Origin of the sequence: Pseudokineococcus basanitobsidens (assembly GCF_037482545.1) — a bacterium.
In the GTDB taxonomy this organism is placed as follows: Bacteria; Actinomycetota; Actinomycetes; order Actinomycetales; family Quadrisphaeraceae; genus Pseudokineococcus; species Pseudokineococcus basanitobsidens.
Genome location: NZ_JBBIAA010000007.1, coordinates 16,514 through 39,278 on the forward strand (window position 1 = coordinate 16,514; position 22,765 = coordinate 39,278).

The window sequence follows — 22,765 nt, forward strand, 5'->3', positions numbered from 1 at the left end:
GCGCCCGACCGGATCCGCGGCGTCAGCCGGCGGCGACCGCCTCACGCGCGCCGAGCCGCTCGGCGAGCCGCAGAGCGAGGGCGACGATGGTCAGCGTCGGGTTGGCGTAGCCCGACGTCGGGAAGACGCTCCCGCCGACGACCGAGAGACCGCGCACGCCGTGGACCTCCAGGTCGGTGCCCACGACGCCGGCGGCGGCGTGCTCCGCCATAGCCGTGGTCCCGGCGGGGTGCGCCGCGTCCGTCACCGTGGAGCGCCAGGCGGCGTCGTCGGTCATCGCCGGCAGCTCGCGCACCGCGGCGACGCCCAGGCGCTCCAGGTCCTGGGCCACCCAGCGGGTCATCCGCCGCGTCGTCTCCAGCTCGAGGTCGTCGCACGTCCACGTGACGCGGGCCCGGGGCAGCCCGTGCGCGTCGAGCTCGTCGGCGAGCCGCACGCGCCGCGCCGGGTCGGGCGCCTGCTCGACCCACAGCTGCAGCCACACATTCGACGGGCGCTCCCCGATCGCCATCCCCTTCGCGAGCCGCCGGTAGGCCGTGCGCGCCACCCCGGGCGCCGCGGTGGCCGCGATCGCCAGCTCGCGCAGGGCACGAGGCGGGAGCCGGCGCTCGCGGGCGGCGTGCAGCAGCCGTCGGCTCGCCTCCAGACCGGGGCTGTCGTGCTCGTGGACGAACACGGCCGTGGCGTCCAGCAGACCGTGCTCCTCCTGGGCCAGCGGGGACAGGCGCACCTTGGGGAACAGCCGCCGACCGCCCCGGCGCAAGACGACGTAGCGGTCCTGCAGCACGTGGAAGTCGTGCGGCAGGACCTCCGCGGTGCGGATGATCGGGTGGTCCTGCAGGTACCGGCCGGTGTGCTCCCGGCCGTCGCCGAGCCCCACACCGTCGGGGTCGCTGAGCTGGAGCAGGCGGGCGTTCTCGATCGTGCCCGCCGCGAGGACGACCTCGGCCGCGGCCAGGTCACGGCGCGTCCCGTCGGGCAGGACGACCTCGAGCCCCGCCGTGGCCCCGCCCTCGGTGCGGATCCTCGCGACGGTCGCGTGCAGCAGCACCTCCACGCCCTGGTGGCCGGCCAGGCGGTCGCGGTGCTCGGTGCCGAGGTGGGGCTGCCGCAGGTATTCGGTGAAGTCGTGCAGCAGGTGCGAGGGGTCCCACCCCAGCGGCGGCAGGTGCGGGTGCTCGGCCCAGCGCGCCTCGCCGTAGCCCTCGCCCGAGACGTCGAGCCACCGCTCGGCGCGCACATACCAGGGTTCGAGCTCGGCCGGGCGGAGCGGCCAGCCGCTGCGGGCCACCCACGAGCGGGGCCGCAGGTCGAGGTCGTGCAGGCGCATGCACTGCCCGTGCCACAGCTGCGTGGTCCCACCGAGGACACGGGCGCGGCCCACGTCGAGCCCCTCGTAGGGCAGCGCGTCGGCGACGCCGCCGTTGAGAGCCTCCCCCCGCCCGAGGGCGGTGGGGTCGGCCACGTCACCACCGGACTCCAGGAGGAGGACTCGCCGACCGGCGTCGCCGAGCGCCAGGGCGAGGGCGATGCCGGCGGCCCCGGAGCCGACGACGACGACGGCGTCGCCCGCGTCGGCGGGGAGGGAAGCGGTGCGCAGGTCGGTGAGCACAGGAGGCACCTCGTCGCAGCAGTCCGTCAGGTCGCGGCGGGCCGGGCGCGGACGCCGAGGACGACGAGGGCCTGGCTCGTCCTCGGGCAGTGCCGATGCTACGGCCGCGACGGCGTCGCCGGGACCGCGGAGCGGCACGGCCGGGCGCAGCGGCCGTTGCGTCCCTCGACCGGGTGCCGCACGTCCGCCGGGGGGGAGTCTTCCCGCGGCCTGCACCAGACTGCCGCCCATGGCGACCCCCGCACCGACCGTCGCGCTCGTGCACGAGCGCTTCACCGAGTGGGCCGGCTCCGAGATGGTGGTGGAGCAGCTCGCGCACGAGTGGCCCGCGGCGACGATCCACGCGCCGGTCGTCCAGGAGGACGTCGTGCCCGCCGAGCTGCGCCCCCGCCTGCGCCCCGGTCGCCTGTCGCCGCTGGCCCGTCCGGGCGGCGGCTACGCCCACCTCCTCCCGGCCCTGCCGGTCGCCCACGCCCGCACCCGGCTGCCCGACGTCGACGTCGTCGTCGCGAGCCACCACGCCTTCGCCACGCAGGTCGTGCACGCCACCGAGGCCCCCGTCGTCGCCTACGTGCACAGCCCTGCGCGCTGGGTCTGGGACCCGGCGATGCGTCGGGGCGAGGTGGGCGGGCGGGCCGGCGAGGCGCTGCTCGGAGGCTTCTCCGCGGCATTCCGGCCGGCCGACCGCCGCGCCGCGCAGCGGGTGCGGACGCTGGTCGCCAACTCCTCGGCGGTCGCGGGACGCATCCAGCGGTGGTGGGGGCGGGAGTCCGTCGTCGTCCACCCGCCCGTGGACGTCGAGAGCTACACGCCCGACCCGTCGGTCGAGCGCGAGGACTTCTTCCTCCTCGCGGGCCGGCTCGTCCCCTACAAGCGTCCCGAGCTGGCCGTGCGCGCCGCGACGGCTGCGGGCGTGCCGCTCGTCGTCGCCGGGGACGGGCGCGCCCGCGCCGACTGCGAGCGCGTCGCCGGCCCCACCGTGCGCTTCGTGGGCCGCACGACCGACGCCGAGCAGCTCGACCTGTACCGCCGATGCCGCGCCCTGCTCATGCCCGGTGTCGAGGACTTCGGGATCGTCCCGGTCGAGGCGCAGGCGACAGGGGCACCCGTCGTCGCCGCGGGCGAGGGCGGGGCGCTGGACACGGTGGTGCCCGGCCGCACGGGCGCGCTCGTGGCCGAGGAGCCGGAGGGCGCGGTCGAGCGCTGGGCCGAGGCGCTCGCCGCCTTCGACGGCGACCTGGACCCGGCCGACGTGCGCACGCACGCCGAGGGCTTCTCCCGCGCCCGGTTCCGCGAGCAGATGCGGCAGGTCGTGCTCGACAGCGTGTGAGCACGGCCCGGTCACCCACGCGCCGGACCACGGCCTGAGGTCACCGGCCGCAGCACCATCCGACCGGCCGACCGCGCTGGGACGAGCGGGTGAGCACGGCCCGTGCGCGCGGGTGACAGCCCCGTCCACCCGCTCCAGCGCTCCGAGCGGCGGCCCCGATGGCGGGCCATGGCCACCTCCTCTGCCGCCGCGCACCATCCGCGCCGGAACCGCTCGCTCGTCGTCGTGCTCGGCCTGGGCCTCGGCCTCGGTCTCCTGCCCCAGGGCCTCGTCCCCCCGCTCGTGCCGACGGCTGCCGCCGCCGACGCCGGCGCGGTCGCCACCACCCCTGCCGTCGGCAGCGGCTACTCGCTGACGGCCGGCGGCCGGAAGCTCTTCGGCAGCACCCAGCCGGCCGGCGTCGTGGACGTCGTCGTGACCTCGCCGCAGCGCATCACCGCGGTCCGTCTCGCCGACGCGAGGTCGAGGACGCTCACCTCGACCACCGCAGTGGGCCGCGACTCGCTCGGGCAGCACGTGGCGGCGCTGCGCGTCGACCTCGCGGCGCTCGCGGGCTCGTCGACGAAGCTCGTCGCCCACCTGACGTACCCGAGCGGGTCGACGCACCGCCTCGAGGCGACCTTCCGCGTCGCGGCGGCGCCCGTCGCGGCCCCCACCCCGGCACCCGCAGCCACAGCCGCCCCCGCGCCGATCCCCACGCCCGCCACTCCCACCCCGGCGCCGACGCCCCCCACGCCCGCTGTGCCCACCCAGACGCCGACACCCACGCCCACCCCGACGGGCGCACCCGCGCCCGCCGTCCCCGTGACCTCCGCCGTGTCCGGCACCCCGCTGACGGCGTTCGGGGCGGTGGGCGACGGCGTCACCGACGACACGGCCGCGATCCAGCGGGCGTTCGACACCGCGAGGGCAGGGACCACGCTCGTCGTCCCCGCCGGCAAGATCTTCCGGCACACGGACGTCCTGCGCCTCAAGCGGCCTGACCTGACGCTCGCGGGCACCGGCACGCTGCGCGCCACCCGGGAGGAGAAGTCGTCGCTCCTCGTGTCCGGCGACCGGACGACCGTGCGCGACGTCACGCTGGAGCTCGTGGGGTCAACGCGGCGCATCGGCACCTGGGAGGACATGAAGCTCACGGTCCTGGGCGCGAAGGACGTCACGCTCGAGCGGGTCCGGGTGCGGGGCTCCGCCGGCGCCGGCGTCTACTTCTGGGGCGCGGAGCGCTTCACGGCCACCGACCTGTCCGTCAGCGGCACCCGCGCCGACGGCATCCACGTCACCGGCCCGTCCTCGGACGGCACCATCACCCGACCCGTCGTGACCGGCTCTGGGGACGACGGCGTCGCCGTCGTCTCCTACGCCCAGGACGGCCAGCCGGTCCGCCGGGTGACGGTCACCTCGCCCACCGTCCTCGGCACGACCTGGGGCCGGGGGGTCACGGTCGTCGGCGGGGAGGACATCACCTACAGCGACATCCGCGTCGAGCGGTCCAACGCCGCCGCCGTCTACATCGCCAAAGAGCCGGGCTGGAGGACGTTCGCCCCCGTCCGCGTGCGCGTCGTCGGCGGCACGGTCGTGGACGCGAACCAGTCGCGGACCGTCGACCACGGCGCCGTGCTCGTCTGGGACGGCTGGGTCGCCGGTCCGGGGCAGATGCGGGACGTCGTCGTCGAGGGGCTCTCGATCACCGGCACCCGCAGCTCCGCGAGCCGGCAGGTCGGCTTCCTGCGGGGCCTCGGCTCCACCGCCACAGGGGTGCATCTCAACCGCTTCTCGATCACCGGCGGGCCGACGAACCTGCTCGTGGCGCAGGCGCCCCCCGGTGACTACGAGGCGAAGGGATGGGTCGTCGACGGGCGCGCCGTGTGCGTCGAGCGGTGACGCGCGGGAGCGGCTGCTCCACCTGGGGTCGGCTGCACCCGCACCACCGGACGGGCCCGTAACCTCGGGCCCGTCCGGCACGTCGCTCGGGCGAGCAGCAGGACGAGAGGTGGCGCGGTGCCCGAGGAGCCGGACGACGCGACCGCGACCGCGGGCGCGATCGACGACGACCCGCTCCCGGCCAGCACGGCGCCGAGGTTCGGCGGGGCAGACCGCCGGGCCGTCTTCACGGGGGGCGTGTGGTCGGCGGCCAGCAACCTGCTGCCGATGGTGTCCACGCTCGCGCTGTCGGTCGTCATCAGCCGCGTGCTGGGAGCCGACGTGCTCGGCGAGCAGAGCCTGGTGGCCTACGTCGCCTCGCTGCTGGTGTCCGTGCTCATCTACTCCTTCACGGTCGCGAGCATCCAGCTCATCGCCTCGGCGGGCGGGGCCAAGGACACCGCTCGTCTCGCCCACCTCGCGCGCTGGTCGATGACGGCGCACCTCGTCGGCGGCGGCGTCGCCGTGGTCGTGCTCGTCGTCGGAGGTCTCAGCCGCGACTCCTTCGGCTCGATCTGGTTCCTCGCCGCCGCGACCGCCCTCGTCGACGCCGTGGGCTGGGGCTACGCGAGCCGGCACGTGGCCCGCCACGGCTGGAGCGGCACCTCCGCGCGCCGCCTCGTCTCCCAAGCGCTCACCCCGCTGCTCGGCATCGCCGCGGTGCTGCTGGGCGCCGGGGTGCAGGGCGTCTTCGCCGCGCAGCTCCTCGTCTCCGTGGGGCTGCTGGTCGCCCTGCGGCGCCTCGAGCGGGGCGACCCGCTGCCGGCACCGGCGGGGCTGGCCGCCCCACCCGTCGGCCCGGTCGTGCGCCTGTGGTCGCTCTTCGCCCTGTCGGCGGTCGTCACCCAGGTGGTCGACCGACGGCTCGAGCTCGTCTTCCTCGACCTCTACCGGACGCCCGTCGAGGTCGCGCAGTACTCCGTGGCGTTCAACATCGTGGGGATCGCCCTCGTGGTCGGTACCGCCCTCATCGCCGCGGCGGTGCCCGCGGTCGCCGCCGCGCACGGGGCCGGGGAGCACGACCGCGTCGTCTCGGGGCTCAGCCGTGCCGCCCGGGTCGTCGTCGCGGTGAGCGTCCTCATGTGCGCCGCCGTCGTCGCCGTCGGCCCCTCCGTCGTGCTGGCCTTCTGGGGCCAGGAGTTCGCCGAGGCGTCCGCGATCGTCCGCGTGCTGGCCGTCGCGCTCCTCATCACCCCGACGGGTGCGCTCTGCAACGCCTACTGGATCGGCACGGGCCGACTGAGGCCCGTCCTCGTCGCCGGGGGCACCGGGGCCGTCATCGACATCACCCTGGCGGCGGTCCTCATCCCGTCGCTGGGCACGGGCGGGGCACTCGTGGCCACGCTGAGCGGCCAGGGGACGGCGGCGCTGCTGATCATCGCCCACACCGTCCGTACCGGGCTGCGGCTGAGGGTGCGCGCGGCACCGGTCGCCCGGGTCGCGGCCGTCGCCGTCGTGGCCGCCGGCCTGGCCACCGCCGTCGAGCTGCCCTTCGGCGCCTGGCCCGCCCTCCTGCTCGGCGGTGCCGTCTTCGTCCTCGTCACCGCCGTCGGCCTCCGGCTCGTCGGCCTCGTCGTCGAGGACGACCGCGAGTGGCTCGCCGGCACCCTCCCCGCGCCCGCCGCCCGCGCCCTCACCCTCCTGTCCCCCCGACGAGGTGGCTGAGTGCGCGTCCTCATCGTCGGCCACACCGCCCCGGGCGGCGTCTTCACGGTCGGCAGCCACCACCTCGCCCGGGAGCTGGCACTCCAGGGCCACGACGTCGTCCACCTCTCGTCGCCCGTCTCGCTCGTGCACCTGCTGAGGTGGAGGGACCCGGAGGTGCGGCGCCGGGTGCGCCTGTCCCGCACCGCCCACGAGGCGGCGCCCGGCGCCGCCGGCCTGCTCCCTCTCACGCTGCTGCCCCTGTCGGTCGGCCCGCTCGCGACCGGGCGCCTCGCCCTGAGGACGGCGCTGCCGTCCCTGCGCCGGACCCTGCGGTCCGCCGGGGTCGACGAGGTCGACGTCCTGCTCGTCGACCAGCCCCTGGCCGCCGGGATCGAGAGCATCGTCCGCGCGCGCCTCGTCGTGTACCGGTCGACCGACGTCGTCGCCGGCACGGCCAAGCGGCGGGCGGAGGAGCGGCTCCTGCGCCGCGCCGACGCCCTCGTGGCCACCTCGGCCGCCGTGCTCGAGATCCTGCGCGCGCGGCGGCCCGACCTGCCGCACCTCGTCCTCGACAACGGCGTCGACTTCTCGCGCTTCGAGGCCACGGGGACGCAGGAGCGCCGGGGCAGCGTCTACGTGGGCGCGATCGACGAGCGCTTCGACTGGGAGGCCGTCCGGGACGTCGCGCAGGAGCGCCCGGACGAGCCCGTCGACGTCTACGGGCCCCCCACCGTGCCTGTGCCCCCGCTGCCCGCCAACGTCGAGGTGCACGGCCAGGTCGCCTACGACCGAACGCCCTCGCTGCTGCGGCGGGCGCGCGTCGGGCTCCTGCCCTTCGCGTCGACGCCGGCCAACCGGGGGCGGAGCCCGATGAAGCTGTTCGAGTACCTCGCCTCCGGGCTCCAGGTCCTCACGACCATCCCCCCGTCCGTGACGCCGAAGCCTCCCGGCGTGCACGTCCACGAGCCGGGGGCCGACGACGGCGTCGTGGAGCGGGCCCTGTCCGCGCAGGTCAACGCCGAAGGGGTCGCCGCGGCCCGGAGCATGGACTGGAGCGGGCGCGCCCGCGTCCTCGCGGGCTTCCTCGAGGACCTGCTGCGCTCCCGCCCGGGCCTCCCGTAGTGGCTGCTCCTGCCCCGCCGGGGCCGGGCGGGCGGTCCCGGGCCACCGGCAGCCGGGAGGTCGTCCTCGGCGGCCTCTGGCGGGCCGCCGCCACTCTCCTGCCGATGGTGTCGGCCCTCGCGCTGTCCGTCGCGGTGAGCCGCACGCTCGGGGCCGAGGCGCTCGGCCTCCAGAGCCTCCTGTCGTACATCCAGGGCTTCGTCCTCAACACCTTCGTGCTCTCGCTCTCGCAGGCCGGCATCCAGCTCCTGTCGCGGGCGCGCGGGGCTGACGACCGGGCCGCGCTGCACTGGCTGCGCCGCTGGTCGCTCCAGGTGCACGCCATCGTCGGCGTCGTCCTCGCCGGGCTCCTGCTCGGCCTCGGCGGGCTGCGGGACGAGTCCCCGCTGCTCTGGGGGGTCATCGCCGGGACGGCGCTCGTCGACGCCGTGGCGTACGCGTTCACGGTGCGGGTCGTCACCTACGACGGCTGGGCCCGGGTGAGCCGGCGACGGCTCGTGAGCCAGGGGCTGGGGCCGCTGCTCGGCGTCGCCGCGGTCCTCGGCGGGCTGGGGATCACCGGCGTCTTCGTCGGCCAGGCCGTCGGCTCCCTCTACCTCCTCGTCGCGCTCCTGGTCCTCCAGCGGCGCGTGCCCCGCGCCCCGGCCGGGGGCCCGCGGCCACCGGTAGCGCCCGTGGCCCGCGTGTGGCTCGGCTTCGTCCTCACCCTCGCGCTGACGCAGGTCGTCGAGCGCAGGGTCGAGCTCGTCTTCCTCGACCTGTTCTCCGGCGCCCGGCAGGTCGGCCTCTTCTCGGCCGCCTTCACGCTGGTCTCCGTCGCCGTGGCCGCCAGCGCGGCGGTGACCGGCGCCGCGATGCCCGCCGTGGCCCGCACCCACGCGGCGGGCGGCGCCCAGCAGCTCGACGTCCTCGTGGGACGAGCGCTGCGGGTGCTCGCCGCCGGGAGCCCGGTCCTGGTCGTCGGCCTCGTCGTGCTGGGGCCCAGCGCCGTCGTCGCCCTCTACGGGCCGGGGCTCGCCGACGCCGGCCCTCTCCTGCGCGGGCTGGCTCTGGTCCTTCTGGCCGCCCCGCTGGCGGGGGCGCTCGCCGCCGTCCACCTGGGGGTCGGGCGCGTGCACGTCGTCGTGCGCGCCGGTCTCGCGGCCGCCGCGACGGACGTGGGCCTGTGCCTCGCCCTCGTCCCCGCCCTGGCGGCCGCGGGAGCGGTCGTCGCCAGCGTGACGGCTCAGGTGGTCTACCTGTCAACGCTCGTTCTCGCCTCGCGTCGCGAGCCGTCCACCCGCTCCCTGCGGCCGTCCCTGCTCCTGCGGCCCCTCGTGGTCGCCGCGGCGGCCGGCGGCGCGGCTGCGGTTCCGGCGGCGCTCCTTGCGCCCTGGCCCGCGGTCGTGGTCGGCGGCGCCCTCTTCGTGGTGGTCCTCGCCGCCGCCGCACGGGTGCTCCGCCCTCTCGGCGCTGAGGACGGCCGCTGGCTGGCCGAGGTGCTCCCGGGCCCGCTGGGCCGGCTGCTGCCCGCGGTGAGCCGGCGCTAGACCCGGGCCGGGGCACCCGGTGAGGAGCCGGCCGGGACGCCGCCGTACCGGCGGTACGGTCGTCCGCGTGCGTCCGCCCCCCGCCGTCGTCGCCGGCGGGACCGGGACGGCGCCACGGTGACGGCGGCCGCGTGGTGGCAGCGGGTCCGTCGGGTGCTCGGCCGCCGCGAGCTGCGCAGCGCGAGCTTCGGGAGCGCCCAGCAGACGGTCTCGCTCGTCGCGAGCGCCGTCGTCGGCGTCGTCGTGGCGCGGGCGCTGACGACGTCCGACTTCGGCCTCTACAGCGCGGTCGTCTCGCTCGTCGCGATCGGCACGGCCGTCGCGAACGGCGGCATCGGCACCCTCGGCATCAAGATCCTGCTCGACGACCCCGACGCCCAGAACCGGTCCGTCAGCGCCTTCCTCCTGCTCCGCGAGCTGCTCGCCGTTGTCGCCTTCCTCGCGCTGGTCGGCGTCGCGCAGCTGACCGACCCCGCGACGACCGTGCCCGCGGCGGTCGCCGGCCTGGCCCTCTTCGCCAAAGGGCTGGACTGCACCGACGCCTGGTTCCAGTCCCGCGTGCGGACGGGGGCCGTCTCCCTGGTCCGCATCGGCGTCGTGCTCGTCCTGCTCGCCGCCCGCGTCGTGGCGGCCCTCGTCTCCCCCACCATCACGACGTTCCTCCTGCTCTACGTCGCCGAGGCCGTGCTGTCCGCGGGGGCCGTCGCGCTCACCTACCTGCGGTCCGCGGGCAGCCCGGGGTTCGGGCGGCCGCAGCCGCGCCGCGCGTGGGGGGTCGTCGTCCGCTCGTGGCCACTGCTGCTCGCCAACCTCGCCCGGCAGATCAACCTGCGCGCGGACGTGGTGCTCCTCGTCGGGCTCGCGGGAACGGGAGCGGCGGGGATCTACACCGTCGCCGCGCGCCTCAGCGAGATCGCCTACTTCCTGCCCATCGTCTTCACGACGGCGACCTTCCCGGCGCTGCTCGCCGCCCGCCGCGAGTGGGGCGCGGGCAGCGCCCGCTATCGCGCGACGGTGCAGCGGTCCTACGACCGGGCGTGCTGGGCCGGCGTCGCCATCGCCGCCGTCACGTTCGTCCTCGGCCCGCCCGTCATCGACCTGCTGTACGGGAGCCGGTACGGGGAGGCCGCCGGCGTGCTGCGCATCCACGTGCTGGCGCTGCCTTTCGTCTTCATGTCGGCGGTCCTCGGCAAGTGGGTGGTCGCGGAGGGCCACCTGCTGCAGACGCTCTCCCGGCAGGCGGCCGGCGCGCTGGTCAACGTCGGCCTCAACCTCGTGCTCATACCCGCGGCGGGCATCCGCGGTGCGGCCGTCGCCACGGTCGCCTCGTACGTCGTCTCGTCCTACCTGTTCACCTTCGTGGGCGGGCGCCGCGGCGTCGGCGGGGGCGCCCTGCTGCCCGCCGGCGTGCAGATGACGAAGGCCCTCGTCTGGCCGTTGCGCCTGCTGCGCGACCGGTCGCGGCGGGGCCCGTCGACGGACGGGACGGACGGGGCCACGGACGACGGGACGACCGGCGCGGCGGGTCCCTAGAGTCCTGCGGCGTGAGCCCATCCCGGCACCGACGGCGGCTGCGGCACGAGCTGCGGGACACGGCCGGCGCCGTGCGCTACTTCCTGCGCACGGAGCGGGCCCTCGACGTGGCGTTCCGGTCACCGTCGATGCTCGCGCGCGGCTTCCACTCCGACCGCCGGTGGCTGCTGCCCGAGGGCGCGTCCCGGCGCACCGGCTACATCGCCGACCTGCCCTACGCGCGGGTCGCCCACCGGATGAACCCGGACGCGCTCCAGGAGCTGCTCACCGACAAGACCGCCTTCGCCGCGGCCCTGGCCGACCGAGGACTGGTGGACGCCGCCCCCCGCACCCTCGGCACCCTGCGCGGCGGGCGCTGGCAGATCACCCCAGGTGCCCGTGGGCCGTGCGTCGCCAAGCCCACCGGCGGGTCGGGCGGGCGGGGCGTCCGCCGCTTCGACGACGTCCCGGCGGCGGTCGCCGCGACGGACCTCTCGACCGACCACCTCCTGCAGGAGGCGGTGCGCCAGCACCCTGGCTCGGCCGCGCTGTGGCCGGGGAGCCTCAACACCGTCCGGGTGCTGGCCGTGCGGACCGCCGACGGCCGCGTCGTGCTGCCGAGCGCCGTGCAGCGCGTGGGGCGCAGCACCACGGGTGCCGTGGACAACTACAGCTCGGGCGGCATGGTGGTCCCGGTCGACCCGGCCGACGGCGTCCTCGGGCCTGTCATGAGCCGGGTGCGGCGGCCCGGTCGCGTCCTCTTCGAGGACCACCCCGAGACCGGCGTGCGCATCACGGGCCGCACCGTCCCGTGCTGGCGCGACCTCGTCGCGCTCGTCCACCGATTGATGGACGCCTTCCCCGACGCCGTCCACGTGGGCTGGGACATGGCGGTCTCCGAGGACGGCCCGGTCGTCGTCGAGGGCAACGCCCGGTTCGTCGGCGTGAAGCTCTACCAGCTCCACGGGCCTTTCACGCACGATCCCGGAGTGCGCGAGTTCTACCGCTCCCACGGGTTGCTGCCCTGAGCACGTCCGCCGGCCGGCGGCGCCCCCTCGCCGGCAGCCTCCACAGGGCCCCGAGCTCGTCCTCGAGGGCGGCCGGGGCGAGCCGCCGCAGGCCGCTGGAGGGGTAGGGCGTGTACTCGCCGAACCAGACCTCCCCCCGCCACACGTAGAGGTCGACGCGCATGAAGTCGTACCCGGCGGCGAGCACGGACGCGGCCTCCAGCAGGGCGTCCAGCTCCGGCGGCGGAGAGGACGGCTCGCTCACGGGGTAGCCGGGCTGGTCCGGCAGCGGCGTCCAGTCCGCGCGGTAGAGGCGCTTGGTGTGGGTCCCGAAGCGGTCGTCGTGCACCTGCACCAGAGCGGGTTCGCCGTCGAAGACGAAGACCTTGAGGTCGGCCGGGGTCCCGTCGCCGGGACCGACCCTCTCCTCCAGCAAGAGCAGCCGCCGCGCGAAGGCGTAGGCCCACTCGCCCTGCCCGCGGGCGTGCCCGTCCTCGTCCAACCAGCCCGCGGTCGCGGCACGCAGGTCGTCGGCCGCGGGCAGGGCCCCGGTCCCGAGCAGGACGCGGCCGTTCGTGCTGTGGTTCGGCTTCAGGACCCATCCCCCCGGCACCTCGACGCCCGCGAGCTCGCCTGCGTCCGCCCCCGCCCAGTACGTGCGGGGGATCCGCACGTCCGCCCCGCTGGCGGCGGCCACATCCTTCATCGCCAGCTTGTCGCAGAGCGGGACCAGGAGCGCGCGACGGTCGCGCAGGACGCGGTGGTTGACCTTCTCGCTGAAGGTGGACGGCGACCGGGTGCTCGGCCGGTAGCCGTGCACCTCCCGGAACTGCCGGGCCCGGCGCCAGGCGACGGGCAGGCGGTTGACGACGGCCGTGGGCAAGGGCAGCACTGCGCTCCTCGGGTGGTGGTGGGGACACGGAGCTTCGTCCGTCGCGGGCGGGGTGGTCGGCGCAGCGCTACGCGGGCCGGAGGCCGTGCGCGGCGTAGAACCCGCGGACACGGGGATCGTCCAGGAAGGAGCCGTGCATCTGGACGAGGTTGAGGTTCGGCGTCCCGCCGTTGCCCTCGACCACCAGGGGTCCTGTCGTCGAGACACACACGTCCCACCCCGCGTGGTCGACCTCGGGGAAGGCGGCCATGAGCTCGTGCACGAGGTCCCGGACGGCTGCCCATCCCGGCACGACCCGTCCGCGGAGCACCACCCCGGTGTCGGGGTGCGCGTCGTGCTCGACGCGACGCCCCGCGGACGGCATCCCCACGGCCGGCCCGAGGACGCCGGAGGCCAGGTCGACCCGGCACGCGACGCCGCCGGACGTCAGGTTGTCGACCGCCCCGGACGCCGCCGTGCCGAAGCGGTGGACCGCCGCGGCCAGCACCGGGGGCGCGCCCACGGGACGCAGGGCCATCACGCGCACGGTGTTGAGCGAGGCCGGGTTGATCGCCGACCACGCCGGGTCCGGTGCGACGACCTCCTGCACGAGCACGTCCTCGCCGAGCCCGCGGGCGGCCCCCTGCCCCAGCTCCTGCGGTCGCACGAGCCGGACTCCCCGCCCGCCGCGTCCCCGCACCGGCTTGAGCACCACACGCTCCTGCTCGTGGAGGCGCTCGAGCGCACCACCGGCGCGGGGTCGGAAGGTGCCGCGCAGGACGGTCCCGTACACCTCGGGGGCACGGTCGGCGAGCCCCCTCGCCGCCAGCGCCTCGGCGAAGACGAGCTTGTCCTCCAGCAGCGTCCGGCCCGTCGCGGTGTTGACGCGGCGCAGCTTCTCCTCGACGTCCAGGTCGCTCAGGTACCGCACCCGTCGATCTTCGATGCCCGGGTACAGGGCGCGGCGGCTGGACACGAACCCCCGTCGCCACAGCGCCGGCTCGCGCGACCCGGCCGCCGCCCGTTGCGCCTGCTCCAGCTCGACGAGCCGCGCCACCGCCCGCGCCGTCCTCGCGGCCCGTCGCAGGGGCCGGCTCGCCGGTCCGCTCTCGTGCGCGTCACCGTTGACCACGCGGCGCAACGTACGCCGCGCCCGGACCCGGCCGCCCCGCACGCGGTCCCCACCACCCGGTCGGGGACGCGCCGACCGGCGGGTCGCGCTCCCGACGACCGGTACCGTCCCGGCGTGCCGTCACGACGCCCCCACGCCCTCGTGACCCTCCCCGACGTCGCGTGGCCCCTGGACGGGGGCAAGCGGCTGCGCTGCGCAGGCGTCCTCCGCGGTCTCGCCGAGGTCGCCGACGTCGACCTCGCGGTCCTGCACTCCCGGGCGCCCGTAGACGTCGCGCCCGTGCCCCCCGACGTCCGGGTACGGCGGTGGCTGCGCTCCTCCCCACCGCCGCTGCCCCGTCCCCGAGCCGCCGGGCGCGCCCTACGGCACCGGCTTCCCGTCCACGTCTCGGCGCAGCGATGGGACGAGGTCCGGGCCGACCTCGCGCCCTGGGCCGACGAGCATTACGACCTCGTGTGGTTCGGAGGGCTCGACCACGCCGCCGCGCTGCGGGCGGACCTGCGGGCGCCCGTGCGCGTCGTCGACTGCGACGACGTCGAGACGGAGAAGTGGCGCGCCTACCTGCGGGGACCCTCGACGGGCGTCGACCGCTCCGAGCGGGTGCAGCGGCGACTGGAGCTGCCGCTGTGGGGCCGTGTCCAGCGGGACGTGACCTCCTGGGCGGACGCGGTCGTCGTGTGCAGCGACGTCGACGCCGAGCGGCTCGGCGGGCCGGCGAGGGTCGCCGTGGTGCCGAACACCTACCCGGACCCGGGACCACTCGTCGCGCGCCGCCCGCCGCCGGACCCCGTGGCCCTCGTCGTGGCGAACTACGCGACCCCGCAGAACCTCGACGCCGCCCGGGCGGCCGCGCTCGGGGTGCTCCCCGCGCTGCGCTCGCGCGCCCCGGCGGCACGGCTGCGGCTGGTCGGCCGGGAGGCCGACCGCCTCGACGACCTCCGCGGTCTCGACGGGCTCGACCTCGTCGGTCCGGTCGACTCCGTCGCCGGGGAGCTGGCCGGAGCAACCGCGGTCGTGGTGCCCATGCGCTTCGGCGGCGGGACGCGCCTGAAGGTCCTCGAGGCCTTCGCGCACCGCGTGCCGGTCGTCTCGACGGCGCTCGGCTGCGAGGGGGTCGGCGCCAGCGACGGCGAGCACCTCCTGGTGCGCGAGAGCGCAGACGCCGCCGCCGACGCGCTCCTCGACCTGCACCGCGACCCGCGGGGCGCCGAGGAGATGGCGGCGCGCGCCCGTGGGCTGTACGAGGCCCGGTTCCGCCCCGAGGCGTCCACCCGCGCCGTCGCGGACCTCGTCGGCGAGCTGCTGCCGGGGGACGTCCGTGGCGGGCGAAGCCCGCACTAGCGTGTCGCCCGCCGTGCAGCAGCCGCGGCGGCCACTACCGGTGGCCCTCTCCGTGGGCGACCGGCCCGCAGGCCGACTTCCGAGGACGAGACATGACGGAGCCCCCGCACCACCGACGTCCGCACGCGGGCCGCCCCGCTGGCGACCGTCTCGGCCCACCTGCGCACGAGGCGGACGGGGCTGACGGGGCCCCCGAGATCGCCGTCGTCATCGCCGTCCACGACGTGGAGCAGTACGTGGCCGAGACGATGGACTCGCTGCTCGCCCAGACCTGGCCCCGGTGGTCCTGCGTCGTCGTCGACGACGGCTCCCGCGACGGCACCGCCGAGGCACTGGCCCCCTACCTGCACGACCAGCGCGTCCGGCTCCTCCAGCAGCCGCAGGCCGGGTCCGCGGCCGCGCGCAACGCCGGGCTCGCGGCCGTCGCGCCCGAGGTGCCTCTGGTGGCCTTCTTGGACGGCGACGACACCTGGCTCCCCGACGCCCTGGAGCGGCTGGCCGACGCGCTCCTGGCCGACCCCCGCGCGGTCGGCGCCTACGGCCTCGCCGAGTACATGGACGAGGCGTCGCGGCCCGTCCGCGTCGGCGAGCACCCGTGGCGGCAGCGCGACCGGCGGCGGATGCGGGGCCACCGCATCGCCTCCGTGCCGCGGGGTGAGGACACCGACTTCGGTGTCCTGCTCGTCTCCGGCCCGATCTGGCCCTCGGCCGTGGCCCTGCACCGCCACGACGTGGTCCGTCGGGTCGGGGGCTTCGACGAGCGCCTGCGGCTCCAGCAGGACTGGGACCTCTACATCCGCCAGAGCCGATCGGGCCACTTCACCGTCCTGGACGAGCAGGTGGCCTGGTACCGCCAGCACGGGACGAACGTGACCCACCGCACCGTCCAGCGGGTCTACTTCCAGGACGCCGTGCGCCGCAAGACCTGGGCCGACGCCGCCAACTCGGCCGCGCAGCGGCACGAGGCCGTGCGCGCCTGGCGGGCGCTGCAGGCTCGGCGGGTCCTCGCCTCCGCGCGGCGCGGTCGTGCCGCGCTCGAGCGACGCGACCGACGGGCGACCGCGCACTCCCTCCGCGCGACGCTGACCCTCTGCGCGCAGATGCTCGGCTCCCGGCCCCCGCTGCCGGACGCGGACGCGATCGCTCGGACCGGACGGGCGCTCTGAGGCCGGCCCCTCTCCCGGGCGCCGCGCGTGCCGCCGACCGGGTTCTCGTCCTCACCCGTCGGAGCGGAAGGACCTGAACCGCTCCCCCGCCGCGCGCGGCGACGCCTACTCTGCGTCACATGAGCAGCCGGCGGAAGCGCCACACCGGGACGGAAGACCTGTGTCCCCGTCGTACGGGGAGTGAGGACGAACCCTGCGTCGGCGTCGTCGTCGCCGTGCGTGACGGCGAGCGGTACCTGGCCGCGGCGCTGGACTCGGTGCTCGCCCAGCACCACGCGCGGTGGCACTGCGTCGTCGTCGACGACGGCTCCACGGACGGGACGTGGGAGGTGGCGCAGTCCTACCGTCGCGACGCGCGCTTCTCCGTGGTCCGCCACACCGGCGCCGGCGCAGCAGCCGCGCGCAACCGGGGCATCGCGGAGCTGGCCCCGGGCGTGGAGCTGCTCGCCTTCCTCGACGGCGACGACGTGTGGCTCCCCGACGCCCTCGGGCGCCTCGTGGCCGCCGTCCGGGCGGCGCCCTCGGCCGTCGGCGCCTACGGGACCGCGGAGTACGTCGACGAGGAGGGGACGCCGGTCCGACCGGGCGAGCACCCGTCGCGTCAGCGCGACCGCCGTCGTGTGCGGGGGCTCGACCTGGAGAGCGTGCCGGCCGCCGAGGCGACGACGGGGTTCGGCTCGCTCGTCGTCTCGGGGGCGATCTGGCCCGCCGCCGTCGTCCTCCTGCACCGCCGCGTCGTGGAGGAGGCGGGCGGCTTCGACGAGGACCTCCCGCTCCACGAGGACTGGGACCTCTACCTGCGCAGCAGCCGTGCGGGCGACTTCGTCTTCGTCGACGAGCAGGTCGCGTGGTACCGCCAGCACGGGAGCAACATCACCCGCGACACCGCCCGCAGCGTCTTCTTCCAGGACGTGGTCCGGCGCAAGACGTGGATGTCGGAGCACAACACACCCGCCCAGCGCCGGACCGCGGCGCGGGCGTGGCGGGCCCTCCAGCACCGCCTCGTGCTGGCCTCCGCCCGGGACACGGCGGAGCAGGCCCGGCGCGGCGACGGTCGCGGCACCGCCGCTGCGGGGAAGGCTGCGGTGCTGCTGGGGCTCCAGCTGCTGCGGCGCGGCCCCTCGGAGCCGGACGAGCGACTGCTCCGTCTGTCCGGCCGGCGCCCCGGGGCTCCGGCCGTCCGGCGACCGCGGGAGGTGACCACCTCGCACGCCATCCCCGGGCCCGGTCCCCGGGCGGGGCGACGCGGCTAGCGGTCCCGGCGGGCCCGGACGGCGGCGACGGTCTCCGCCGCGACGTCGTCCCACGTGCGGGGGCGGCGCACGGCTCCGCGCGCCACGTCGTGGGCCGCCCGGCCCCGACGCAGGGCGGCGACCGTCGCCTCGACCCAGGGGCCGGGGTCGTCGGCGGGCAGGTGCGGGGCGGCGTCGCCCGTGGCCTCGACGAGCGCGGCGTCGCGGGAGGTGACGACGGGCGCGCCGAGGTCGAGGCCCTCCAGCGCCGGCAGGCCGAAGCCCTCGGCCACGCTGGGGCACAGCACGACGGCCGCGTGCTCGTAGCACCACCGCAGCGGCGCGTCCGGCAGGCCGGTGAGGCGCACGAGGCTGCCCTCGGCCGCGAGCTCGGCGAAGCGGGCCCCGTGGACGGTCGCCCCCCAGCTGTCGGGACCCACGACGACGAGCACCGCGCCGGGCACCTGACGGACGACGTCCGGCCAGGCGTCCACGACGAGCGGCAGGTTCTTGCGCGGGCTCGGGTCGCCGACGACGAGGGCAAAGGGGCGCCCCTCGAGCCCGGGCACCGGCTCCGGCACGGCGTCGAGCAGCGTCGGCGAGGTGGCCAGGGGGACGACGGCCGTGCGGGCGGGCGCCGTCGGCACCCACCGGGCGGCGGCGTCGGCGGTGGCCCGGCTCACGGCGGCCAGCACGTCGGCCTCGCGCAGGCTGGCCAGGTACGGGCGGCGCAGCAGCGTCCGCTTGGCGCGGTCGAAGTCGCGGGGCCGGTCGAGCAGGATCATGTCGTGCACGGTGAGCACGGACGTCGCCCGGCCGGTTCGGCGGCGCAGCGGCAGCAGGTGCTTCGTGCCCTGGACGACGTCGAGGCCCTCGCGGCCCAGCGGGCCGCCGCCGAGGCGCTCCACGAGGGCGGTGGCGACCCGCGGCAGCCTCGGTGCGGCGTGCACTCGGTCCGCGGGCAGCCACGCGCGGAACCAGTCCGCCGCCTCGCCCGCGAGCACGTGCAGCTCGACGTCGTCCCGCCGCTCCAGCGCTGCCGCCAGCTGGGTGGTGTAGCGGACGATGCCGCCGCCCTGGCCGTCCGGGCCGACGTGCGCCGCCATGAGCAGCCAGCGCAGCGGGGGCGGCCCGCTCGCACCCTGCGGCGACGCGCTCACGAGGGCACCCGCTCGCGCGGGCCCGCGACGGCCGGCGCCGTCCGTCCGGCCGGACGCCGGCGTCCGGCCCGGGCGACGTAGAGCGTGACGACGACGACGCACAGCACGGCGGGCAGGACCCTCCCCTGGCTCCAGTAGACGTACCGCGGCAGCTCGAAGGCGCCGGTGGCGGCGATCGGGTACAGCAGCAGGCCGATCAGGCGGCCCTCCACGAAGGCCTGGTAGGCGAGGCCGATCAGCACGCCGGCGACCGCGAGGTAGACGAGGCCCCCGACGACGCCCAGGTCGACGAGCGGCACCGTCAGCCCTCCCGGGTTGTTGAACTCCGGGTTGCCGAAGCGCTCGAGGAGGTCCTGCGCGGCCAGCGGCGTGGCCGCCGACCAGCGCTCGTACAGGCCGAGCGACGAGACGCCCGGGGCGTCCCAGAGCAGCTGGACGCTCTCGTAGGGCAGCCGTCCGGGGTAGGTGCCCTCGTCGAGGCGGATGGCCCCGTTGTTGTACGCGGTGGCGTAGTACCCGGCGATGCGCGCCAGGACGAAGCCCCAGAAGCCCTGGTCGGTGCGGCCCTGGAAGAACTGCCAGCTCCGCGAGTACTCGAAGGCGCCGAAGATCGCGACGACGACGGGCAGCAGCACCACCGGGGCGAGGACGACCGCGCGGCGCGCGACCACCGGTCCCCGGCGCCGGAGCGCGACCGCGCCGACCACGACGAGGGGGACGAGGAGCTCCAGCAGCGCGAGCCGCTCGGTGTTGACGAAGGAGCGCACCAGCGCGAGGAGCAGGACGACGCCGAGGCGGCGCGCCGTCCGCGCGTCCCAGCGGTGCACGAGCAGGATCCCGGCCATCGCGACGTACGCGAGGCCGCACTGCGTGAGGGTCGTGACGCCGGGCACGGGGGCGAGCTGCTCGCGGAACTCCGACCCGTAGTTGTCCTGGTCGACGACCGACCGGACGAGCGCCGAGAGGGAGAGCCCGCGCGCCGCCGCCGCCGCGGCGAAGGCGAGGTAGCCGACGGCGGTCAGCCAGAAGACCACCGAGGAGCCCTTCTCCAGCCGGCGCAGGCCCTCGGGGTCCAGCCCCGGCCAGGGGCGGACGACGCGACGGCGGGCCAGCGCGCGGACGACCGCGGCCCCGGCGACGAAGGCGAGGGCCGCGGCCGCCGCGAGCGCCGTCGTGTCCCCCGTGAGCACCTTGGGCGTGCGCCACAGCAGGCGGTACGTCTCGTCGCCGAGGGAGGAGGCGTACCAGAGCGAGGCCGGCACGATCAGCGCGATGGCGCCCACCGGGGACACCCACCACAGCCCCCCCGGCAGCCACGACGTCGCCCCCGGTCGGGCGAGGGACCGGCCGGCCGCCGCCCGCGGCTCAGGCACCGCCGACCTCGGGGCGCGGGCGTGGGCGGGCCGTGCCGGCGACCTCCGCGCGCTCCCGGAGCTCGCGCGGCGGACGGTCCACGAGGCCCGCGAGCAGGCCGCGCAGGTAGGCGGCGTCGGCCCGGGCCGTGACCCGTCGGCCGCGCGCGCCGCGCAGCACCACGGCGCCGACCTTGCGCACCGCGTAGTACGCGAGCTGCACGCGGGAGAGCCCGTGCAGGCGCCAGAGGTTCCCCATGCCGCAGCCGTAGCTGAGCATCTTCGCGACGAAGCGGTCGTCCGGGGCGTCGCGCGGCTCCTCCTGCAGCACGACGAGGGCGGGGTCGTAGCGGACCCGCCCGCCGGCCGCGAGGACACGGAGCACGAGGTCGGACTCCTCCCCCGCGCCGTACCAGCCGAAGGACCCGACGCCCATCGTCTCGTCGAAGTGGCCGACGGCGTCCATGTCCGCCCGGCGGAAGAACATCGTCGACATGATGGAGGTGCGCAGGAAGTTGTGGCGCGTGATCGGCCCGGCCGAGGCCTTCCACCGCAGCATGGACGGCGCCCCGCCCTCGGTGAGCTGACGGCCGGAGAGGCCGGCCAGCCCGGGCTCGCCGGTGAAGGCGTCGACGACCTGGAGGAGTGTCCCCGGCGGGTACCAGCAGTTGTCGTCGGGGAAGCCGACCACCGGTGCGGTGACGAGGCCCATGCCCGTGTTGCGGCCGTGCGAGGCGCCGCGGCCGGACGTCGTCCTCGCGGTGCGGGCCAGCCGTCCCGGCGCCGACGGCGGGGCGAGCCGGTCGAGCACCGCGGCGCACGACTGGTCCGCGCTCTGGTCCACGAGCACGAGCTCGACGCGGTCGGCCGCCTCGGAGGCGAGGACCGACCGGACGAGCCGCTCGAACTCCTGGGGACGGCCGACCGTCGTGACGACCAACGACAGCGCGGGCTCCGTCATCGACGCCCGCCGCTGCCGGTGCGCTCGTGGCGCGGGTCCTGGCCGCGGTCCTGCGGGCCGGCCGACCCCTCGGACACCTCCGCGTCACCCGGGGCGAGCCCGAGGTCGCCGCGCAGACCCCCGGCGCCGCCGCGGTCCGCCCGGGGCGCGGGCCGCGCGCCCCCGGCGGGCTCGGCCGCCGCCGGCGCCGGTCGCCCGGGCGAGCGGTGCCGCCGACCGGTAATGGGCTCGTCGAGGAGCACCGCCGGCGCGACGCCGTCGCGGGTCAGCGCCCGCACGCCGACCTGCACGTCGTCGCGGCTGGAGGCGCCGACGCCGACCACCAGCGCCGTCACGTCGGCGGCGTCCGCGAGGCGCGGCCCGGCGCCGGAGCGGTCCAGGGAGGGGGCGTCCACGACGACGTCGTGACCGGTGCCGCGCAGCGCCGCGACGAGACCCCGTCCGACGAGGTGCTCGAGGTCGCCGACCCTCCCGGGCCGCGTGCCGGCCGTGACGACGAGGAGGCCGTCCACCTCGCTGGCCTGGACGACGGCCATGACGTCCTGCGCGGTGAGCGGCTCGCGCCCGGCCACCCCCAGGTCGAGCAGCCCGCGCGCGTGCCGGTCGACGCCGGGCAGCCGGCCGGCGGGCGCGGGGCCCGCGTCGGGGGCGGCGTCACCGGCGCAGACGAGGAGGACGGGGGCCCGTCGCGCCATCGCCGCCGCGTGGTGGACGGCGACGACGCTCGTCCCGGCGCCCTCCGTCGCCCCGACGAAGGCGACGACGACCGGTGCGTCGTCCCGCCCCGCGAGCAGCTGCGCCGACTGGCGCTGCGCGGCCCGGGCCAGGGCGGAGGTCGCGCCGGCCCCGGCCGGGAGCAGGAGGTCGGCCCCCGTGGCCGGCGCCCGGGGGGCCAGGACGCGCTCGACGCCGACGAGGTCGGACTCCCCCCGCAGGGTCGTCGAGCGCTGGCGCCACACGAGCGCGCCGCCCGCACCCACGAGGGCGCCGAGCAGGGCGCCGAGGACGACGCCGAGAGCGGTGGGCGAGACGCCGTCGGGCTCGGCGAGGACGGCCGGCTGGAGCACCGTCGCGCCCTGGTCCGACGCCTGACGGGCGAGGGCGATGCTGCTCGAGAGGGTCAGCAGGTTCTCGTAGCGACCCTGCAGCGCCGTCGACTGGCTCGAGTCCGGCGGGAGCACCGCGCCGTCGGTCGCGCTGGCGATCTGCTGCAGCACGATGTCGAGCTGGTCCTGGACCGCCGCGGCCTGCGTGTCGAGGCGGTCCGAGGCCGCCTGGGTGCGCTGGTCGACGTAGCTGCTCGCCGCCGCCTCGGACGCGGCGAGCGCCACCTCCGGCGAGTCCGCGGTGGCGGACACCTGGACGACGTTGGACTGGTTGACGCGGGTGGCCTCGACGTCGACGTCGTCGCCGACCGTGTCCTCGACGGACGACACGAAGCGGTCCGAGTTGAGGTAGACCAGCTCGGTCTGCAGGAAGGCGTCCGAGACGTCCACGGAGGGGTCCAGGCTGGCGTCCGCGTCCGAGCTGACCGAGCTGTCGGGCTGCAGCGCGAGCAGGGTGGTCGCCGTGGAGCTGACGGCTCGCGAGGCGCCCACGAGACCGCCGACGAGGGCGCCGACGAGGGCGGCCAGGAGCACGGCGACGAGGGCGACCTGGGTCGCCCCCAGCCGGGTGGCGGTCGGTCGGCGCACGGTGGGTGTCCTCTCGGGGGGTGGGGCCGGCCCGGTCTGGCGGGTCGTGGTGCCTGCGTGTCGCGGCGGCGTGCGGGTCGCGGTCCCGGCGGCGGTCGTGCCTGCGGTCGCGGCTCCCGGAAGGGCGAGGGTAGCCCGCGGGGCTGCGCCGGGGGGCGCGGCGAGCGCGGGCACCCC

General features: G+C 76.8%; 17 protein-coding genes. 10 read left to right on the plus strand and 7 right to left on the minus strand.

The features are described 5' to 3' along the window. Positions 1–22: 22 nt before the first annotated feature. Positions 23–1,612: an FAD-dependent oxidoreductase gene (locus tag WDZ17_RS08330; protein ID WP_339574682.1), complete on the minus strand. Its 1,590-nt coding sequence runs from the start codon at positions 1,610–1,612 to the stop codon at positions 23–25. A 229-nt stretch (positions 1,613–1,841) separates the two neighbouring features. On the opposite strand from WDZ17_RS08330, the gene WDZ17_RS08335 reads away from it, so the two are divergent. The 7 genes from WDZ17_RS08335 (at position 1,842) to WDZ17_RS08365 (ending at position 11,700) form a co-directional block, all read left to right on the plus strand. After that, on the plus strand, positions 1,842–2,942 hold the full coding sequence (locus tag WDZ17_RS08335) for a glycosyltransferase (RefSeq protein ID WP_339574683.1): 1,101 nt from the start codon (positions 1,842–1,844) through the stop codon (positions 2,940–2,942). Positions 2,943–3,110: 168 nt separating this feature from the next. Further along, positions 3,111–4,823 (plus strand): glycosyl hydrolase family 28-related protein, encoded by a 1,713-nt coding sequence (locus WDZ17_RS08340; RefSeq protein ID WP_339574684.1) that lies wholly within the window; start codon positions 3,111–3,113, stop codon positions 4,821–4,823. A gap of 117 nt (positions 4,824–4,940) precedes the next feature. Continuing rightward, positions 4,941–6,527: a lipopolysaccharide biosynthesis protein gene (locus tag WDZ17_RS08345; protein ID WP_339574685.1), complete on the plus strand. Its 1,587-nt coding sequence runs from the start codon at positions 4,941–4,943 to the stop codon at positions 6,525–6,527. Further along, positions 6,528–7,631 (plus strand): glycosyltransferase family protein, encoded by a 1,104-nt coding sequence (locus WDZ17_RS08350; protein WP_339574686.1) that lies wholly within the window; start codon positions 6,528–6,530, stop codon positions 7,629–7,631. Between the two features lie 104 nt (positions 7,632–7,735). After that, positions 7,736–9,160, plus strand: a complete 1,425-nt coding sequence (locus WDZ17_RS08355) for a lipopolysaccharide biosynthesis protein (RefSeq protein WP_339574687.1) — start codon at positions 7,736–7,738, stop codon at positions 9,158–9,160. Between the two features lie 117 nt (positions 9,161–9,277). Continuing rightward, on the plus strand, positions 9,278–10,693 hold the full coding sequence (locus WDZ17_RS08360; RefSeq protein ID WP_339574688.1) for a flippase: 1,416 nt from the start codon (positions 9,278–9,280) through the stop codon (positions 10,691–10,693). Positions 10,694–10,704: 11 nt separating this feature from the next. Then, on the plus strand, positions 10,705–11,700 hold the full coding sequence (locus WDZ17_RS08365) for a sugar-transfer associated ATP-grasp domain-containing protein (RefSeq protein ID WP_339574689.1): 996 nt from the start codon (positions 10,705–10,707) through the stop codon (positions 11,698–11,700). Here WDZ17_RS08365 and WDZ17_RS08370 read toward each other — a convergent pair. Both WDZ17_RS08370 and WDZ17_RS08375 read right to left on the minus strand, forming a co-directional pair. Then, complete coding sequence (locus WDZ17_RS08370; RefSeq protein ID WP_339574690.1) at positions 11,645–12,571, minus strand: ATP-grasp fold amidoligase family protein; 927 nt, start codon at positions 12,569–12,571, stop codon at positions 11,645–11,647. The genes WDZ17_RS08365 and WDZ17_RS08370 overlap by 56 nt on opposite strands. Positions 12,572–12,638: 67 nt before the next feature. Beyond that, on the minus strand, positions 12,639–13,682 hold the full coding sequence (locus tag WDZ17_RS08375; RefSeq protein ID WP_339574691.1) for a sugar-transfer associated ATP-grasp domain-containing protein: 1,044 nt from the start codon (positions 13,680–13,682) through the stop codon (positions 12,639–12,641). 114 nt (positions 13,683–13,796) lie between these two features. On the opposite strand from WDZ17_RS08375, the gene WDZ17_RS08380 reads away from it, so the two are divergent. From WDZ17_RS08380 to WDZ17_RS08390, 3 genes are all read left to right on the plus strand, one after another. Further along, the gene (locus WDZ17_RS08380; RefSeq protein ID WP_339574692.1) at positions 13,797–15,023 is read left to right on the plus strand and encodes a glycosyltransferase; all 1,227 of its coding nucleotides are present in this window, start codon (positions 13,797–13,799) and stop codon (positions 15,021–15,023) included. A 92-nt stretch (positions 15,024–15,115) separates the two neighbouring features. After that, a complete protein-coding gene (locus tag WDZ17_RS08385) occupies positions 15,116–16,189 on the plus strand; it encodes a glycosyltransferase (protein WP_339574693.1) in 1,074 nt (357 codons plus the stop codon). Between the two features lie 119 nt (positions 16,190–16,308). Further along, on the plus strand, positions 16,309–17,442 hold the full coding sequence (locus tag WDZ17_RS08390; protein ID WP_339574694.1) for a glycosyltransferase: 1,134 nt from the start codon (positions 16,309–16,311) through the stop codon (positions 17,440–17,442). On the opposite strand, the gene WDZ17_RS08395 is transcribed toward WDZ17_RS08390, so the two are convergent. From WDZ17_RS08395 to WDZ17_RS08410, 4 genes are read right to left on the minus strand one after another with little or no spacing between them, the layout of a single operon-like run. Then, the gene (locus WDZ17_RS08395) at positions 17,439–18,581 is read right to left on the minus strand and encodes a glycosyltransferase family 4 protein (protein WP_339574695.1); all 1,143 of its coding nucleotides are present in this window, start codon (positions 18,579–18,581) and stop codon (positions 17,439–17,441) included. The genes WDZ17_RS08390 and WDZ17_RS08395 overlap by 4 nt on opposite strands. Next, positions 18,578–19,954 carry a hypothetical protein gene (locus tag WDZ17_RS08400; RefSeq protein ID WP_339574696.1) on the minus strand — a complete coding sequence of 459 codons (1,377 nt, stop codon included), beginning with the start codon at positions 19,952–19,954 and terminating at the stop codon, positions 18,578–18,580. The genes WDZ17_RS08395 and WDZ17_RS08400 overlap by 4 nt, the downstream gene beginning before the upstream one ends. Next, on the minus strand, positions 19,947–20,894 hold the full coding sequence (locus WDZ17_RS08405; protein WP_339574697.1) for a glycosyltransferase family 2 protein: 948 nt from the start codon (positions 20,892–20,894) through the stop codon (positions 19,947–19,949). Before WDZ17_RS08405 ends, WDZ17_RS08400 begins: the two co-directional genes overlap by 8 nt. Next, positions 20,891–22,588 carry a GumC domain-containing protein gene (locus tag WDZ17_RS08410; RefSeq protein WP_339574698.1) on the minus strand — a complete coding sequence of 566 codons (1,698 nt, stop codon included), beginning with the start codon at positions 22,586–22,588 and terminating at the stop codon, positions 20,891–20,893. Before WDZ17_RS08410 ends, WDZ17_RS08405 begins: the two co-directional genes overlap by 4 nt. Between the last annotated feature and the right edge of the window lie 177 nt (positions 22,589–22,765).

Bases quoted from the DNA above. Each gene is read 5' to 3' on its own strand.
- WDZ17_RS08335 (WP_339574683.1), top strand. From the start codon at position 1,842: ATGGCGACCCCCGCACCGACCGTCGCGCTCGTGCACGAGCGCTTCACC.
- WDZ17_RS08340 (WP_339574684.1), top strand. From the start codon at position 3,111: ATGGCCACCTCCTCTGCCGCCGCGCACCATCCGCGCCGGAACCGCTCG.
- WDZ17_RS08355 (WP_339574687.1), top strand. From the start codon at position 7,736: ATGGTGTCGGCCCTCGCGCTGTCCGTCGCGGTGAGCCGCACGCTCGGG.
- WDZ17_RS08385 (WP_339574693.1), top strand. From the start codon at position 15,116: ATGACGGAGCCCCCGCACCACCGACGTCCGCACGCGGGCCGCCCCGCT.
- WDZ17_RS08390 (WP_339574694.1), top strand. From the start codon at position 16,309: ATGAGCAGCCGGCGGAAGCGCCACACCGGGACGGAAGACCTGTGTCCC.
- WDZ17_RS08405 (WP_339574697.1), bottom strand. From the start codon at position 20,894: ATGACGGAGCCCGCGCTGTCGTTGGTCGTCACGACGGTCGGCCGTCCC.